The organism is Borrelia coriaceae (assembly GCF_023035295.1).
GTDB lineage: Bacteria > Spirochaetota > Spirochaetia > Borreliales > Borreliaceae > Borrelia > Borrelia coriaceae.
Window position 1 is genome coordinate 718,630 of the sequence record NZ_CP075076.1, and the last position, 16,950, is coordinate 735,579.

Consider the following 16,950-nt stretch of genomic DNA (forward strand, 5'->3'; position numbering starts at 1 on the left):
TATGATTAGGGTATAAGTAAATGTTATTTATTTTTGTTACATTTCAGGCTATCTTTGATGCAAGAAGATATATTAATTTTAGATAAAGTTACTAAACGGTATGGTGACTTTGTTGCTAATGATAATATTTGTATAAGATTTAAAAAAGGAGAGATACATGCAATTATTGGTGAAAATGGTGCTGGCAAAACCACTTTAATGAAAACTATTTATGGAATTCACAAGCCCGATAGCGGGCAAATTTTTTTAAGAGGAAGTGAAATAAAATTTAAATATTCAAGCGAATCTGTTCGCAGTGGTGTTGGAATGGTTTTTCAGCATTTTATGTTAATTTCAAAATTTACGGCTGTGCAAAATATTATTTTGGGGTATGAAGATTCAAAATTTGGCTTTATTAATTATAATTGTGCAAAGAAGAAAATAATTAAGCTTTCTGAAAAATATGGTTTAAAAATAGATACTGATATTCCGATTGAGAATTTAAGTGTTGGGATGGTGCAAAAGGTAGAAATACTTAAGGTTCTTTATAGAAATGCAGATGTTATTATTTTTGATGAACCTACAGCGGTGCTTACACCTAATGAGATTGATGAATTCATGAATGTTTTAAAAGCATTGGCTGTAGAGGGACATACTGTGATACTTATTACACATAAAATAAAAGAGATACAAGCTGTAGCACAAAGGTGTACAATTATGCGCCTTGGCAAAGTGGTTGGAACTTTTAATATTAATGAAACTGATGAAAAGATGCTTACTAAATTGATGATAGGCAAAGAAACTTCTCTTGATATGTCTAAGAAACATATTGTTGATGGCATAAATGTTCTTGAGGTTAGAGATTTAAAAGTTAGAGATGAGAGGGGTGTTTTAAAAGTTAAAGATATTAGTTTTAATCTTAGAGAAGGTGAGATTTTTGGAATAGCTGGCATTGAAGGAAGTGGTCAAGAAGAATTAGTAGAAGCAATTCTTGGAATTAGAGCTATCTTTAGCGGGGATATAATTAAGAGAGTTGATGGCAAATTTGAGTCAATCAAGGGGCTTAGTGTTAAACAAATAATAGATAAAAAAATTGGCCATATTCCGTCTGATAGACAAAAACACGGTCTTATTTTGGACTTTAACATTTTTCAAAACATTGGAATTAAAAGTTTTGATGATGTAAGTTATTTAAAAATGAAGAATAGTGATATGAATGGTGGTAAACTTAACTTTTTAAGTACTGTTAAGAAACAGTTTGTTGATTTTAATTTAACTGTTCTTAAGGAAATAAGTGAACAACTTGCAGTATCATTTGATGTTAGACCAAGAGATATTTTAAGCAAAGTTAAGAATCTATCTGGGGGTAATCAGCAAAAGGTCGTTGTTGCACGTGAGATTAATTTGAGGCCTGAGGTTCTTTTAGCAGTTCAGCCTACAAGGGGGCTGGATGTGGGTGCTATTGAGAATATTTATAAAAAAATGATAGCGCAAAGGGATGCGGGCATGACAGTTCTTCTTGTATCTCTTGATATTGATGAACTTATGAGTGTTTGTGATAGGATAGCTGTCATGTATGATGGTGGAATTGTTGGTGTTTTAGAGAACAATTTTGATGCTGGTGTTATTGGCAAAATGATGATGGGTGTAATTTAAATGACAATTAATAATTGTAAATGTAAAAAGATAATTGAGACATTTTTAAATTCGTCAATATTTATTAACTTTTTTGCATTTTTTTTAGGTGTTTTAATTCTTGGTTTAATAGTATTGTTGCTTGGGTATTCTCCTTTTAAGATGTATTATTTAATGGTAGAAGTTATATTTTCTTCACCTAAGCATTTTGGCTATATTATAAGCTATGCTACTCCATTGATTTTTACGGGCCTTTCAATTGGCATTGCTTTAAAAGTGGGACTTTTTAATATTGGGGTTGAGAGTCAATTTATGCTTGGTTCAATTGTAGCTTTAATGACTGGAATTTTTTTGGATTTTCCACCTTTATTACATGTAATTTGTATTTTTTTGTCTGTTTTTCTAGCATCAGGGATTTTAGGTATTTTAATTGGATATTTAAAAATTAGATTTAATATAAATGAAATAATTTCAGGAATAATGTTTAATTGGATTTTATTTCACGTAAATAATCTAATAATAGATTTGCCTGCTATTAAAAAAGATAATAGTGATTTGTCTAAGGCTATTCGAGAAAGTGCTTTTATTGATTTTTTTGGTTCTTGGAAACTTTCATCTGAGGGACTTGCTTATAGAGCTGAGCATCCATTTATTAATGATTTGTTAAAAGCTCCTCTTAATTTTGGGATAGTTATTGGGATTATTATTGCTATTTTGATATGGGTTTTATTGAATAAGACGATGCTTGGGTTTAAAATCAGTTCTGTTGGACATAATATTGTTGCTTCCTATCGTGTGGGAATTAATATTAAAAAAATTTTGATGTTTACTATGTTTCTTTCAGGTGCACTTGCGGGAATTGCAGGTGCCATACAGGTTATGGGTGTTAATAAGGCAATATTTAAGCTTGCTTATATGGAAGGGACAGGTTTTAATGGTGTAGCTGTTGCATTAATAGGCAATAGTTCTCCAATAGGAATAATATTTTCAAGTATTTTATTCTCAGTTTTGATTTATGGTAGTAGTAGAGTGCAAAGTTTAATGGGACTCTCTTCTGCAATTGTGTCTTTGATGATAGGGATAGTAGTGATTGTGATTTCCGCCGGTCATTTTTTTAATAGGGTATTTTTGAGAGGTATCAAGAGTGTTAAACACATTAATATTCCTGATTAGTGAAACGCTTGTAAATTCTCAGATCTTAATTTTAGCTGGTCTTGGGGGACTTATAAGTGAGAGAAGTGGAATTATTAATATTGGTATTGAAGGTATGATGGCGCTTGGGGCATTTGTTGGAGCTACAGTTGCATATTATTATGGTAGTCCATTATTTGCAATTTTTGTTGGAGGACTCTCAGGACTGATTCTATCAGTGCTTCATGCCATTTTTACTGTTTTTCTTAAATCAGATCATATAATAACGGGAATAGCTATTAATTTTTTAGGACCATCTATTGCGATGTTGTTTGGAACTTTTATTTTCGGTTCTGCTTCAACTCCTCCAATAAATATTAAGTTGCCCATATTTTTTGATGGAATTTTGGATAAGAAGTCCCTTATATTTCAGATTTTTGGTAAGAGATATTCACTCTATATTGCAATAATATGTGTTGTTCTTTTTCATATTATATTTAAATATACTAAAATTGGACTTAGGATTAAAGCTAGTGGTGAAGATCCAGAAGTGTTAGAGTCTCTCGGTGTTAATGTGATTATGATTAGGTTTTTTTGTGTTCTTCTAAGTGGTTTATTTGCAGGAATTGCTGGGGCAGTGCTCTCTACTGTAATTGCTTCAAGTTATATGCAAGGAATTGTTGGTGGTCAAGGTTTTATTGCCATCGTTATGGTAATTTTTGGAAATTGGCAACCTTTTGGGATTTTGATGGGTAGCGTTTTATTTTCCTTTATAAGAACTTTAGTTGTGACGATGTCTCAAGTTTCTTTTTTGTCTTTCATAATTCCTCTTAAGGTATTAATAATTTTGCCTTATGTTGTTGTGATTGTAAGCCTTATGTTTTTTGCAAAAAAGAATTATGCTCCTAGAGCTTTAGGTTTACCTTATAAAAAAGATTGATTTTTATGTTTATTTCTTTTAAGATACAGGTGGAATTCTTTAGGGTTTATTTGGGAATTATATTTTTTGATATACAGTTGTAAGAGATATCTTATTTAATTCTTATGTTTTTTAAATTAATTAGGTGGGTGATTAATTGACGAGGTATTTTTATGTTGAAAATTAAGCACAGGTTTGTTGGGTTTTTATTCTTATATTTGTTGATAACTATATTGTTTTTTTCTTTGATTTTTAAATTTATTTTGGGTAGTTATTTAGAAAATTACTATAAACAACTTACAAGATCTCAAGTAAGGCGAGCTGCTTTTGCTATACAGAGTTTATTAGATACATTTTATATTGTAATTGATGGTGCAAGTACTAATTTAGCCCTTGAGACTATGGATGAATATTCGATTATTAAAAAGTCCGGACATATTTTTTCAGAGTTAGAATTGGAAAGATTTAGAGAGAATTCTAAAGTTATTCTTGATACGGTGAAAAAAAATAAAAAGTATCGAAATCGGGTATATGAGATATTGTGGAATTTAAAGCTTGATACTTTTTATGAAGAATTTGCGTTTTTTGATTTTGACGGTAAAGTAATTGTGACGACAAGACATGCTAATAATATAGATTTTGGTCATTCTGAGTCAAATACTGGATATTTTAAAGATTCTGTAGAAGGGTATAAAGAGAAAGGGTTAGATTTTGTTGGGTGGTATCCTAATCTGACTGAAGGGATAGCAGGAGAAGTTGCTGTTAGATCTCTATATAAGGATAAAAAAGCTTCTGCCATAGTCCTTCCTGTATATTCAGCAGAAGATAAAGTATTCCTTGGTTATTTGGTAGGTTATTTACTTGATGATGTTATAAGAGATAAATTAGATAGAACTAGATTTGGTTTTTATGATAGAGGGAATTTATTGTATTTAGATCCATATAATAATCTTGTTAATCCTTTAGAGGAGTATGGTGAAACTTCTAAAGTTAGTGCTGGATTTATTGGGCTTTTAAACGATGCATTGTCTAAGCCTCCTAAAAAGCCTACTGTGTTAACTGAGGTTCCAGTTTATCAAATTGAGAGAGCGTATTTCCCAGAGCTGAAATTATATAATTATTATGCTGTGTTGCCTATTAAAAGTGAGCTTGGGGATAATAGTGGTCTTCTTGCAGCTAGAATTCCTTATGAAGATATTTATGGGGTTATTAATAGTTTAGCTTTTAAATTTGTGGTATGTTCTATTTTAGGTATTATTATATTGGTTGTTATTCTTGCAATGAGGATAGAGATTGTTATTAGCTCTAGATTGAATGTGGTTAGAAATTTAGTAAAAGAAATAGTTCAAGGAAATTTAGATAAAGATTATGCTATTGGTAATGACAAATATTCTGATGAATTGAGTTCATTGAGCTTACAAATTATTAAAATGAGAGATGCTATTGCGGATGCTATTACAAGTGTTTTGCAAAATATTAGTTATGTTAATAAGGCAAGTGTTGAGGTTGCTAATTCAAGTCAAAGTTTAAGTTCTAGCGCATTGCAACAAGCGTCAACACTTGAAGAAATGTTAGCTAATATTGAACAGATATCATCTGGGGTTAATATGAGTGCGAATAATTCCCGAGAAACAGAACAAATTGCCTTGATTACTGATGAGAATGCTCACATAGGAGGTACGGCTGTTGAGGAATCTGTTGTGGCTATGCATGCAATTGTTGAGAAAGTTAGTGTTATTGAAGAGATAGCTAGAAAGACTAATTTGCTTGCTTTAAATGCAGCTATTGAAGCTGCAAGGGCTGGAGAAGAAGGAAAGGGATTTGCTGTTGTAGCAAGTGAAATTAGAAAGCTTGCTGATCTTAGCAAGGAGTCTGCTCTTGAAATTGGTGAATTGGTCGAAGAAAATTCTAGATTGGCAACAGAAGCTGGATTAATATTTAAGGACATGTTGCCTGATATAGAAAAGACCACAACACTTGTAAAGAAAATTTCTGAGGGAAGTTACAAACAAAATGATCAAATCGCACAGTTTAAAGTTGCTCTTGATCAGGTTGGGGAAGTTGTTCAAGCTTCAGCATCAAGCAGTGAAGAGCTCTCAAGTATGGCTGATAGAATGCTTGAGAAGGCTAAAGAGCTTAGACAAGTGATATCTTTTTTCAAAGTTAAAAATATTGGAAATGATGATTTTAATCAATTTAATGCTGGTGATGATCTTTTTGGGAATGAAAATACTACTTCTTTAGATGTAGAGGGTAATGCATTGTTAGGAGATGGGCAAAGTAATATACATGTTAATTCAGTTAATTCAAATGTAAGTTATAACTCTATTAATAAGAGGGTCGATCCTAAGAAAGCTATTGATGTTGTTGATAAAGATATAGAGTTTGATGAAGATTTTTCAGATTTTTAGAATTTATTTTTGTAAGAGGTGATTAGCGTATGAGACTGAAGCTTAAGGTTAGGATATTACTTCTTGTTAGTATTCTTATATCAATCTTTATTTCTGTGTTGTTTTTTGTGTTTGGGATGGCAATTAGCTCTAATTTAGTATCTGAACAGTTAGATCTTATGCAAAATCTTATTAAAAATGTTACAAGTTCTTTAAACATTTATCTTTCTTCAATGGAAGAAAGGGTAAAAATTAATTCCATGTATTTAGATTCTTCAGAGAGATTTGAATCCATTGCTAACAGTAAGCCTAAGAGAATAGAAGCTATCTTAGATCAAATTGAGATTTTGGTTAAAACAGGCAGAGGTAATAATTTGATGATAACTAATAAGAAAGGTGAAATAGTATTTACTACTGCTGTTAAAGATAATAGTGATTATGGTATTTCTGTAGCAAATAAAGAATATTTTCTTAATTTAATGAGAACTAGTTCTATTTATAACTCTTCTGTTCTTTTAGCAGATTCTGGATCTGTTGAAGAGGTCTTAATGAAAGATGTTTCTAAGATTAGGAATAAAGCAGGTCAAATTCCTTATTTATTAATGGGAATGCCTTTAAGAGATCATGATACTAATGATGTTTTTGGATATTTTATGATATTTTATGCTGTCGATTATCTTTATAATTCATTTAAGGATATTAGTTTTGGAGCGTTAGATACTGGTAGGGCTATAGTATTTGACGAAAAGGGTTCATTTCTTATCCATCATACTTGGTTTCCTGGTGATAATTTAGTTAATGTTAGACCTTATTATACTAATGTAGTTAAGAATTCCGTTGAAGATTTAATTCAGAAAAATAAAGAACTTAGCTTTAGACGTTATTTTGATGCTAATGGACAAGAATTTGTTTCTCTTGCTCAGAAGGTAAAATGTAAGTTGTCTAATTTGTCGTTTATAGTATATCTTAGAGCTAATGCTAATGACTTTCATTATATGACTAGACTTACTACTTTAATTTTAGTAATAAGTTTTTTTGTGACTTTGGTGATTCTTGGTTTAGTGACTATGTATCTTGTAGGTAAACTTAGTTCTGTTATAAATGGAATTTTAAGTTATTCTGAAAGACTTGCTTCTGGTGATTTTACTGTTTCAAATTATTCTTTAGATTGGGAAACCTTAGAGCTTTATGGTTTACATGAAAATTTGGAGCTTTTAAGGTCTAATTTTTCATCTGTTGCCAGAGGGATTATTGAAAATCTTGATTATCTTTATGAGAATGCAATTCATATAGCAAATGCTAGTCAAAATTTAAGTTCTGGAGCAGTTGAACAAGCATCTACATTAGAAGAGATGACAGCAAACATTGAACAAATATCTCAAGGGGTTACTGAGAATACTGATAATGCTTCTACTACTGAGAGTATTGCTGTTAATACTAATGAAAAAACTAAAGAGGGACATCAGTCTGTTGCTAAAGCTATCGAGGCTATGGAGGTTATTACAGATAAAATAGGAATTATTGATGAGATAACAAGGCAAACTAATTTGCTTGCTTTAAATGCTTCTATTGAAGCTGCTAGAGTAGGGGATAAGGGTAAAGGATTTGAAGTTGTTGCTGCTGAGGTTAGAAAGCTTGCTGATCAAAGCAAGGAGTCTGCTAGGGAAATTATTGATATTGCACATAAAAGTTTTACTGTTGCAAGTAAAGCAGGTAATAGTTTTGAGCAAATTGTTCCTGGAATGGAGAAAACAGCTGGGCTTGTTAAAAATATTACCCGTGAGAGTTATAATCAGAGTAATCAAATTGGACAATTTAAGAATGCAATAGAACAAGTTAGTCAGTTAGTTCAAACAACAGCATCCAGTAGTGAGGAGCTCTCAGCAATGTCTGAGAGAATGTTGGAGAGTGTTAAACATTTAAAGGAATCAGTAGATTACTTTAAGATTGATAAATAATTTATAGGGATATTAAAATTATTCCCTATAAATTGTGATTTTAGTAATTTATCTTGTTATATTAGTGTTTTAAGGATTTTAGCTCCTCCTAGGCATTCGTCTTCTTGATAAAATATGCAAAATTGTCCTGGTGAGATTCCATAATCTTCTTCTTCTAGATCAACTTTTATGATATCGTTGTTTAACATTTCTATTTTGCATTTTATTTTTTTCTCTCCATGTCTTATTTTGGCACTTAAGTCGTGATTATTTAATGGTTTGTTTATCCAGTTTGTTTGATGCACTAAAAATTGTTTCTTCCCTTGTTTTAAATAATTTGTGCTGTTTGAGACATAAATGACATTATTTTGAATATCTTTTTCTATAACAAACCACGGGCCATGGCTGAGTTTGATACCTTTTCTTTGTCCAATTGTAAAAAACCAATATCCATTATGTGTTCCAAGTATTTTACCCGTTTCTTGTTCAATTATATTACCTTTAAGTTCTCCTAAGTGGTATTTTATAAATTCATCATATTTAATTTTTCCAAGAAAACAAATCCCCTGACTGTCTTTTCTATTTTTATTAGGTAGATCTATTTTATGTGCTATTTGTCTTATTGCAGTTTTTAATAGGTCGCCTAATGGAAAATGCAATTTTGATATTTGTTCTCTAGAGAGATGGGATAAGAAATAACTTTGATCTTTTATCTTATCTTTGGCTTGTTTAAGTCTGTGATAGTTATTTATGTTTTCTATTTTGGCATAGTGTCCTGTGACAATTAAATCATAATTTTCGTTGATTTTGTCGAAGAATGCTCCAAATTTTATTCTTTGATTGCAAAATATATCTGGACTTGGAGTATTTCCGATTTTTAATTCTTCAATAGCATAGGTTACTACTCTGTCATAATATTCGTCTTGTAAGCTGATGATTTCATATGGTATATTGAATTTTTTACATACAGTCTCAACATAATTAATATCTTCTTTCCAAGGACAATCCCCGATGTAGGAAAGTTCATCTTCAAGCCAAATTTTTAGATAATAACATTTTATGTTTTTATATCCCTTTTGTATCATTGTGTAAAGGGCTACAGAGCTGTCTACTCCACCAGATAGAAGTACTGCTATTTTCATTATTTGTTTCTCCTTTCGTTCTATCATATTGAATTTTGGTGTTTTTATGATCTATATTATAATAATTGGTAATTATTTTTTTAATTGGGGGAAATTTGGTGAAAGTAGGTATTAGTGATATTAGAGTTTTTTTGCCTTTAAATTGTCTAAGTTTACAGGTGCTGTTGGACAATCCTTTATATAATTCTGATGAACTTTTTTTTAAGAAATTTACTAGAGCAATTGATGCAACTCTTCAAAAAGCGTTTAGGTTTACAAGGCCTAATGAAGATAGTGTTACAATGGCTAGTTCTGCTGTTAAACTTATTTTTGATAATAATAATCTTGAGCTCTCTAAGATGAGAGTATTTTTAGGTGGAACTGAGACAGGGGTGGATTATTCAAAGTCGATTTCTTCTTATGTCTATGGGGCTTTGAAATTGGCTGGCATTGATTTGACAAATAATTTTTTAACTTTTCAAGTGCAACATGCGTGTGCAGGTTCTGCACTTTCTTTGCACAGTACTGCAAGTATTTTAAGTCATTCAGATAAATCTGAATATGGCATAGTATTTTCTAGTGATATTGCACATTATAGTAACCTTACTACAGCAGAGATTACTCAAGGGGCTGGAGCAACAGCAGTGCTTATTGAACAGGATCCAAAGGTTTTGTCTATTAATTTGTCTGAATTTGGGGTTTATACTGATGATGTTGATGATTTCTTTAGGCCATTTGGAAGTCTTGAGGCTAAGGTAAAGGGGCGTTATTCTATTGAATGTTATAATAAGGCAAATGAAGAGGCTTTAGCAAATTTTGCATATAAAAAGAATATGAGTATTAAGGATTTATTTTCTAAATATAGATTTATTTTGCATGTACCTTTTGCACAAATGCCTATAGATTCAATGCATTATGTTTTAAAGAAATATTATAGTGAGGATGAATCTGAGCGAAATGCTTATTTAGAATCAATAGATTTTTATGATTCTATTGAGGCTTCTAAGGAAGTGGGAAATTTATATACAGGATCAATATTTTTATCTTTAATGTCTTATTTAAAGAGAGTATTTGCCAAAAAGGATATTACTGGTGAGAAAATACTTTTTTGTTCTTATGGATCTGGTAATATTATGGTTATTTATGAGCTTACAGTTGAAGATAATGCTCATTGTGTTGTTAAGACTTGGGATATTGATAGGATACTTTCAGTAAGGCATGATGCAAATTTTGATGAGTATAGAGATTTTTTTGAAAATAAGATAATTCCAGGTGAATCTTTTGGCTTTTATTTAAAAGAAATTAGAGAGGATGGATACCGGGTTTATGGGTATCGAGCCTAATATATTAAATAATAAGAAACGACAAATTGAAATTTGTTTAAATAAAGGGGATGTGAGTAAGAGTGATAATCTTTTAAATTTTGTTAATTTAAAGCATGATGCACTTAGTGAGCTTAATTTTTGTGATATAGATACTAAAGATAGCATATTTGGTTATGATATTGCTATGCCTATTTTTATCTCATCGATGACAGGTGGTGTTAAAGAGGGAAATAAACTAAATAAGTCTCTTGCCAAGATTGCAAATGATTTAAGAATTCCAATGAGTCTTGGATCCTTTAAGCTTGTATTTAAGTATCCTGAATGTATTAAAGATTTTTCTTTAAGAAATTATGCACATAATATTCCTTTATTTTCCAATATTGGTGCTGTTCAGTTAAGAGAATTTGGTATTTTTGAAATAATTGAAATGAATAAGATGCTTGAAGTTGATGCCGTAATTGTACATTTAAATTCGGGTCAAGAATTAATGAATTCAAGTGGTGAGAGAGACTTTAAAGGAATTAAGGACTCAATTGCTAGACTTTGTTCTGTTTCTGGTATTCCAGTTATTGTTAAGGAAACGGGTTTTGGAATTGCTCCCGATTCTGTAATGAGCTTATTAGAGCTTGGTGTTTCTTATGTTGATCTTGCTGGTAGTGGTGGCACTAACTGGATTTTGGTTGAGGGAATTAAAGAAGAAAACTTGGATGTTGCATCTTGTTTTGCTAATTGGGGCATATCTTCAGTGTTGACATTACTTAGTATTAAAGATTCTTTGAAAAATAAAGTTTTTGCATCAGGGGGATATGAGACTGGGATGGATATTGCTAAAGGCATTGCTCTTGGAGCTAAGTTGGTAGGTCTTGCAGCAGTCATTCTTAGGGTTTTCTATTCAGGGGGTGAAGATGCTATATATAAGCTTTTAAAAGATTATGAATATGTTTTAAAGATGTCGATGTTATTGACTAATAGTAAAGATTTGGCACAGTTTAGGTTAAATAAATATTTTTTAAGTTATCCTTTACTGTTTAATGTTAAGAGCTTTAAAGATTGTTATGAAACTTAGTGAAAATTTTAGAAACAAAAGTATTTTAGATAAAAGACAAGAGATCAAAAGCCTTTTGGAATTAAGTCCTTGTGATTTTTTTTATAATTCTGTTGATGAAGATTTTCTTGCTCATATGATAGAGAATTATGTTGGTTATTTAGCCTTACCTGTTGGCATTGTAAAAAATTTAAAGATAAATGGAAAATATTATGTTGTTCCTATTGCTACTGAAGAACCGTCAGTTATTGCGGCATTAAATTTTGCAGCTAAAATTCTTGAGAATGCTAATTTAAGTTATTCTGTGGGTGAAGTGCTGGGCATTGCTCAAGTTTATGTAAAAACAGATAAAGACTTAAGTGATATTCTACTTGGGCTTTTTGAAAAAGTTGATCTTTGGTCGAAGCCTCTTTTGCATAATATGGAGCTTAGGGGTGGGGGATTTAGAAGATTGTCAACGAAGTTTATTAATGAAATTGGTATTCAAAAATTAAATATTTATATAGATGTTTGTGATGCTATGGGTTCAAATTTGTTAAATTCAGTAGCTGAAAGAGTGGCCCATCATATTACTTTAGAGCTTGGGTATGAGTGTGTCTTAAAAATTTTAAGTAATGATTCTAATGATTTTGTTGTAAGAGCTACTTTTGAATTGGATATTAATAATTTGCTTAAGGATAATGAGGGATCTTGGGCTTTGGCTCAAAATATTTCACTTATTTCTAAAATAGGATTTTTTGAAGAAGAGCGCGCTATTACTAATAATAAAGGCATTATGAATGGTATAACGGGTTTATGTGTTGCTACACTTAATGATACAAGGGCACTTGAAGCATGCATACATAAATTTGCCTCAAGAAGTGGCAGGTATTTACCTCTTAGTAAATTTTATATTTCTGATAAAAACTTGGTTGGAGAAATTGAACTACCATTGCAGGTTGGATTTAAAGGCGGTTCAGCTGGTTCTCATGAAGCAGCTATATTAAGTTTTAAAATTATGGGGATTGATTGCAAAGAAGAATTTATGGGGATTCTTTCTTGTGTTGGTCTTGCAAGTAATTTTGCAGCTTTAAGAGCACTGGCTCTTGATGGAATTCAAAGAGGACATATGAAACTGCATGTTAATAAAGTTTTATATCTTCTTAATAGGGATTATGATGTTTCAAGTTCAGAGAGAGCAGAAATATTATTAAAAATGAATGAGAGTGGGATTTATTCTTTTGATTTTGCTTTTAAACTTTTAAAGGACCTGAGAGCTTAGTATGAAGATTAGATGTAAGGTAAACCCTAGTTTAGCTTTAATTAAGTATTGGGGAAAGAAAGATAAATTTTTAAATATTCCAGCTACTTCAAGTATTGCTGTAAGTATTGATGAGTTTTATTCAATAAGCGAACTTGAATTGTCATGTAAGGATGAAATAATTTTAAATTCAAGGACTGTTGTATTGAAAGAGAGAGAAATCAATTTTTTTAATTATGCAAGGAAAATTATCAATGAACCAAATGTTGGGTTTAGGGTGATTAGTGAAAATAATTTTCCAACAGCTGCAGGTCTTGCAAGTTCAAGTTCTGGTTTTGCATCTATTGCTGCTTGTATTTTAAAATATTTTAATCAATATTCTCATCAAAAAGCTTCACAGCTTGCAAGAATAGGTTCAGCTTCAGCATCAAGAGCTATTTACGGTGGATTTACATTGTTAAAAGAAGGGGCTATGAATGCATTTCGGCTAAATAGTTTCGATCATTTTAGTGATCTGTGTATAATATTTGCTATAGTTGATAGCAGAGCAAAAGAGATTTCTTCAAGGGTTGCCATGGAAATTTGCAAGCAAGAGAAGTTTTATTGGGATGCTTGGATTAAATCTAGTCGTAATATATTGAAGGAAGCTTTATATTTTTTTTTAAAAGGAGATTTTAACGGATTTGGTCTTAAAATTGTAAAAAGTTATCAGTGTATGTTTGCTTTAATGCTATCATCTTCCATTATTTACTTTAAAAGTAATACTATAAAATTAATAAATTATATAGCCACTCTTAGGCGTAGAGGTATTTCTGTTTTTGAAACGATGGATGCTGGGCCACAAGTTAAGGTATTGTGTTTAAAGAAAGATTTGGAGTTGGTTTTGACTGAACTTACTAGTAATTTTAAAGATGTTAATTTTGTTGTTTCAAGGATTGGAAGTGGTTTGGAATGGATGTAGTTAATTTTTCAGTGCCTGGCAATTTGCTTTTAATGGGTGAATATTCTATTTTGGAAGAAGATGGTTTTGGGCTTGCAATTGCAATCAAGGAGAGAGCTTATTTTTCTTTTAGGAAAAGTGATACTTGGCGTTTCTTTTCTAAAAAAACTAAAATTGATGATTTTACTTTAATAGAAAATAATGATGATTTTATTTTTAAGATGTTTAGATATTTGAGTCAAAAATATTTTGCTAATTTGGAAACTTTATTTTTTGATGTTTATGTTGATACAAGTAATTTTTTTTTAAATAATGGGATAAAAAAAGGATTTGGTTCAAGTGCTGTTGTTGCTGTTGGGATTGTATGTGGAATTTTGTTGATTTTGAATAATAATTATTTTGATAAAGATAAAGTTTTTGTGTATTGTTTAGAAGCTTACAGATATGCCCAAGGAGGTATGGGTAGTGGATATGATATTGCTACTAGTCTTTTTGGTGGTGTTGTTCGCTTTAAAGGGGGCAATTCTCCTGCATATGAGATTTTAGAGAAGATATGCTTTAATAATTTTTATTTAATGAGAGGTTCCAATCCAGTTAAGACTACTAGTGCTATTATTAAGTATAATGAATGTAGGGCTTCTTTAATGAGTTTTATCAAAGACGTTAATATGATAATTAAAGATATTATTCTTGATATTAGTAATTCTTCTGGTTCTTTACTCTCTGGTTTGAAGTTGGCAAAAAATATAGGTTTGGACATTGGGAAGCGGATAGGTATTTCTGCTAGTTTGCCTTTAAATCTTTCTTATCTTGAGGATGAATGTACCTTAATTAAGGCTTTAGGTGCTGGGAATGAAACTTTTTTAGTCTATGAGCCAAATCTTGAAATTTTTGAGCAATTTAATATTGAACCAATAAGTCTAGATTTAGATGGTGTTAAATTTCAGTAAATGTTTATAATAAAAAAGCCTGCTAAAATACTATTCTTGGGCGAACATAGTGCTGTATATGGTTTTCCAGTGATTGGTGCTACGCTACCTCTTTATATGTACTTGGTTTATGCCTTTTCTGATTCTTGGAGATACTTGGGGGCGCCTTCTTTAAAAATAGATGAAGTAATACGTTTTATTGATAAGAATTTTAATAAAGTTAGACCCATTGAATTTTTAATATTTTCTCAGATTCCAGTTGGATTGGGATTTGGTTCTTCTGCTAGTCTTAGTTTATGTTTTGCCGAATATATTGTAGGGCATGATGAATATTGTACTTATGATAAAATTTTGTTGGCAAGGGAAATTGAAAATATTTTTCATGGCAAGTCTTCCGGTATGGATATTTTGCTTGTTGAATTAGATGGAACTTTTTATTTAGAGAATAAAAATGGTGCTTTAAGTTATCAAAAAATAGCCTTTTGTAATTTTTACTTTTTGATTGGAGCAGTCAAAAGGGAGTGTACAACAGATAAGATCATATCTGATTTGAATTACATGATTTCTCGTGATAATAATCGATTTGAAATTATTAAGGAGCTTGGTTGTATTGTTAAAGATTCTTATTTTGCTTTTGATAAACAAGATATTGTTTTACTGGCTAATAATATGAGTATTGCAAATGATTATTTAAATTTTTTAGGTTTATCTTCAAAGATCCTTGATTATATAATAAATAAAGGTAGAGAATTTAATGCTCTTGCTGGCAAATTGAGTGGTGCTGGTAGGGGTGGTGCTTTTATTTTGCTTTTTCAGGATAAAAATGAGGCTAGTTTATGCCTAGAAGAATTAAGTAAAGATTTAGATAAAAGTAATATTAACTTGGTTGTTCCCCTTAGAATATGTAATTGTTAACTTATGTTGAGGATATACTAGTTAAATACGTTTGCTTAAAGTTAAGGAATTGCAATTACGTAGTACCTTTATAGTCATTTAAAGAGAAGTTGATATAAACTTCTTAAGTTGATTTTAAGGTTTAGCTTTAATTATCGTTTCCCTACCAGTAAAAAAGGCTAAAACTGTGCCTTAGATTAGACTGGATAAAACAATGTTGGGTTCAGAGGGATTCGAACCCCCGACATCTTGCTTGTAAGGCAAGCGCTCTGACCGTCTGAACTATGAACCCTTTTAATACTGAGGAACATTATATAAAATAAGTTTAATTTATGTCAATTTATTTAGAATTTTTCTCCAAAAATTACTACAAATATGTTTTTTTTGTCCTGTGTGGGTAGTACATACCCTCCCATTTTACTTGTGTCTTTATTTAAGAGAGCTGCTTTGTGTGTTTTACTTTTAAGCCAGGCTCCCGTTACGTCTTTAACCTCGAATCCTGATGCTAAAATTTCTCTTATCCTACAAAAATGTTGATCATATTTTTTTACTCTTTGCATAGGAGTTGTGCCAAAAAGTGTGTGGGTTAATACTTTGTTTTCGTTAAGATTGATTGCATATTCTTTTGCCACTCTTTCAAGGGTTTTGTCTATTTCTAGCTTTTTTAAGTTTAGTTCATTTCTTAATTTATGAATTGATGAATAAAGAAATTCTAGGTCTTCATTTATACCTAAGAGTGTAATTTGACTTATAAAAATTAAAATAATAGGAATAAATTTCTTTTGCATAATAAGCCCTGCTTATATTAAAATAATATCATTATAGCATATATTTAATTATTTTTATTAGGAGAATGATATGTCAACTTATTTAAGTTATTTGAAATTGGATGATTTAGATAAAATAAATTTGAAGCTTCAAGAATTGTTAGCAGGCCTTCATGTGTTTTATGCTAATCTGAGAGGTATTCATTGGAATATAAAGGATGTTAATTTTTTTGTGATTCATAAAAAAATTGAAAAACTTTATGATTATGTTGCAGAAGTTATCGATATTTTGGCTGAGAGATCTAGAGCACTGGGATATGATTCTGAGTTTAGATGTTCTGAATTTATTAAGAAATCATTTATTGATGAGATTAGTTTAGATATCACTTCAAGTTTTGTGCCTTCAATTAGCAGTGTTGTTGATAATCTTAATGAGATTCTTAAACATATGTCTGAAGCAAGATGTTTTATTGATAGTACTTCTGATTATGGTACAGCCAATGTTTTAGATGATATGATTGTTTCTTTTGAAAAATATTTATGGATGTATAGATCTTTGTTAAGTAATTCTGTGTGTTCATGTCATAAGAGAGAATGTTGTACTGAAAAGCATTGATCTTGTGATATGATATAATGATATTTTTGAATATTTATTTTATATATCTTAATTAATCATATAATTATGATTTAATTGAAGA

Annotated in this window: 14 protein-coding genes and 1 tRNA gene; 12 read left to right on the forward strand and 3 right to left on the reverse strand. The window is 30.7% G+C overall.

Annotation, left to right across the window (positions count from 1 at the left end):
* The first annotated feature begins 57 nt into the window (after positions 1-57).
* From bcCo53_RS03405 to bcCo53_RS03425, 5 genes are all read left to right on the forward strand, one after another.
* Positions 58-1,635: an ABC transporter ATP-binding protein gene (locus tag bcCo53_RS03405; RefSeq protein WP_025408261.1), complete on the forward strand. Its 1,578-nt coding sequence runs from the start codon at positions 58-60 to the stop codon at positions 1,633-1,635.
* Positions 1,636-2,787, forward strand: a complete 1,152-nt coding sequence (locus bcCo53_RS03410) for an ABC transporter permease (protein WP_025408262.1) — start codon at positions 1,636-1,638, stop codon at positions 2,785-2,787.
* Positions 2,759-3,685: an ABC transporter permease gene (locus bcCo53_RS03415; protein ID WP_025408263.1), complete on the forward strand. Its 927-nt coding sequence runs from the start codon at positions 2,759-2,761 to the stop codon at positions 3,683-3,685. Before bcCo53_RS03410 ends, bcCo53_RS03415 begins: the two co-directional genes overlap by 29 nt.
* Before the next feature lie 152 nt (positions 3,686-3,837).
* Positions 3,838-6,075 carry a methyl-accepting chemotaxis protein gene (locus tag bcCo53_RS03420; RefSeq protein ID WP_025408264.1) on the forward strand — a complete coding sequence of 746 codons (2,238 nt, stop codon included), beginning with the start codon at positions 3,838-3,840 and terminating at the stop codon, positions 6,073-6,075.
* A 35-nt stretch (positions 6,076-6,110) separates the two neighbouring features.
* The gene (locus bcCo53_RS03425; protein ID WP_025408265.1) at positions 6,111-8,012 is read left to right on the forward strand and encodes a methyl-accepting chemotaxis protein; all 1,902 of its coding nucleotides are present in this window, start codon (positions 6,111-6,113) and stop codon (positions 8,010-8,012) included.
* Positions 8,013-8,068: 56 nt separating this feature from the next.
* On the opposite strand, the gene mnmA is transcribed toward bcCo53_RS03425, so the two are convergent.
* The gene (gene mnmA, locus bcCo53_RS03430) at positions 8,069-9,133 is read right to left on the reverse strand and encodes a tRNA 2-thiouridine(34) synthase MnmA (protein ID WP_025408266.1); all 1,065 of its coding nucleotides are present in this window, start codon (positions 9,131-9,133) and stop codon (positions 8,069-8,071) included.
* A 98-nt stretch (positions 9,134-9,231) separates the two neighbouring features.
* Here mnmA and bcCo53_RS03435 point away from each other — a divergent pair, with 98 nt between their 5' ends.
* The 6 genes from bcCo53_RS03435 to mvk are packed head-to-tail and all read left to right on the forward strand — an operon-like array spanning position 9,232 to position 15,506.
* Positions 9,232-10,455, forward strand: coding sequence for a hydroxymethylglutaryl-CoA synthase (locus bcCo53_RS03435; protein ID WP_025408267.1), 1,224 nt, complete (start codon positions 9,232-9,234; stop codon positions 10,453-10,455).
* Entirely contained in the window at positions 10,439-11,503 is a 1,065-nt protein-coding gene (gene fni / locus bcCo53_RS03440; RefSeq protein ID WP_025408268.1) for a type 2 isopentenyl-diphosphate Delta-isomerase, read from the forward strand. The genes bcCo53_RS03435 and fni overlap by 17 nt, the downstream gene beginning before the upstream one ends.
* Positions 11,493-12,743, forward strand: coding sequence for a hydroxymethylglutaryl-CoA reductase, degradative (locus bcCo53_RS03445; protein ID WP_025408269.1), 1,251 nt, complete (start codon positions 11,493-11,495; stop codon positions 12,741-12,743). Before fni ends, bcCo53_RS03445 begins: the two co-directional genes overlap by 11 nt.
* Position 12,744: 1 nt before the next feature.
* Positions 12,745-13,683, forward strand: coding sequence for a diphosphomevalonate decarboxylase (gene mvaD, locus bcCo53_RS03450; RefSeq protein WP_025408270.1), 939 nt, complete (start codon positions 12,745-12,747; stop codon positions 13,681-13,683).
* Positions 13,674-14,612, forward strand: coding sequence for a GHMP family kinase ATP-binding protein (locus tag bcCo53_RS03455; RefSeq protein WP_025408271.1), 939 nt, complete (start codon positions 13,674-13,676; stop codon positions 14,610-14,612). The genes mvaD and bcCo53_RS03455 overlap by 10 nt, the downstream gene beginning before the upstream one ends.
* Positions 14,613-15,506 carry a mevalonate kinase gene (gene mvk / locus bcCo53_RS03460; RefSeq protein WP_025408272.1) on the forward strand — a complete coding sequence of 298 codons (894 nt, stop codon included), beginning with the start codon at positions 14,613-14,615 and terminating at the stop codon, positions 15,504-15,506. It begins immediately after the preceding gene.
* 197 nt (positions 15,507-15,703) lie between these two features.
* Here the strand turns inward: mvk and bcCo53_RS03465 are convergent.
* Positions 15,704-15,777, reverse strand: a tRNA-Val gene (locus bcCo53_RS03465).
* Between the two features lie 52 nt (positions 15,778-15,829).
* The gene (locus tag bcCo53_RS03470; protein WP_025408273.1) at positions 15,830-16,273 is read right to left on the reverse strand and encodes a CAP domain-containing protein; all 444 of its coding nucleotides are present in this window, start codon (positions 16,271-16,273) and stop codon (positions 15,830-15,832) included.
* A 70-nt stretch (positions 16,274-16,343) separates the two neighbouring features.
* Here bcCo53_RS03470 and bcCo53_RS03475 point away from each other — a divergent pair, with 70 nt between their 5' ends.
* On the forward strand, positions 16,344-16,868 hold the full coding sequence (locus bcCo53_RS03475; RefSeq protein ID WP_025408274.1) for a Dps family protein: 525 nt from the start codon (positions 16,344-16,346) through the stop codon (positions 16,866-16,868).
* Positions 16,869-16,950 lie beyond the last annotated feature (82 nt).

Coding starts and splice junctions, on each gene's coding strand:
- bcCo53_RS03470 (WP_025408273.1), bottom strand. CDS start 16,273: ATGCAAAAGAAATTTATTCCTATTATTTTAATTTTTATAAGTCAAATT.
- bcCo53_RS03445 (WP_025408269.1), top strand. CDS start 11,493: ATGAAACTTAGTGAAAATTTTAGAAACAAAAGTATTTTAGATAAAAGA.
- bcCo53_RS03420 (WP_025408264.1), top strand. CDS start 3,838: ATGTTGAAAATTAAGCACAGGTTTGTTGGGTTTTTATTCTTATATTTG.
- mvk (WP_025408272.1), top strand. CDS start 14,613: ATGTTTATAATAAAAAAGCCTGCTAAAATACTATTCTTGGGCGAACAT.
- bcCo53_RS03455 (WP_025408271.1), top strand. CDS start 13,674: ATGGATGTAGTTAATTTTTCAGTGCCTGGCAATTTGCTTTTAATGGGT.
- mvaD (WP_025408270.1), top strand. CDS start 12,745: ATGAAGATTAGATGTAAGGTAAACCCTAGTTTAGCTTTAATTAAGTAT.
- bcCo53_RS03475 (WP_025408274.1), top strand. CDS start 16,344: ATGTCAACTTATTTAAGTTATTTGAAATTGGATGATTTAGATAAAATA.
- mnmA (WP_025408266.1), bottom strand. CDS start 9,133: ATGAAAATAGCAGTACTTCTATCTGGTGGAGTAGACAGCTCTGTAGCC.
- bcCo53_RS03405 (WP_025408261.1), top strand. CDS start 58: ATGCAAGAAGATATATTAATTTTAGATAAAGTTACTAAACGGTATGGT.
- bcCo53_RS03410 (WP_025408262.1), top strand. CDS start 1,636: ATGACAATTAATAATTGTAAATGTAAAAAGATAATTGAGACATTTTTA.
- fni (WP_025408268.1), top strand. CDS start 10,439: ATGGGTATCGAGCCTAATATATTAAATAATAAGAAACGACAAATTGAA.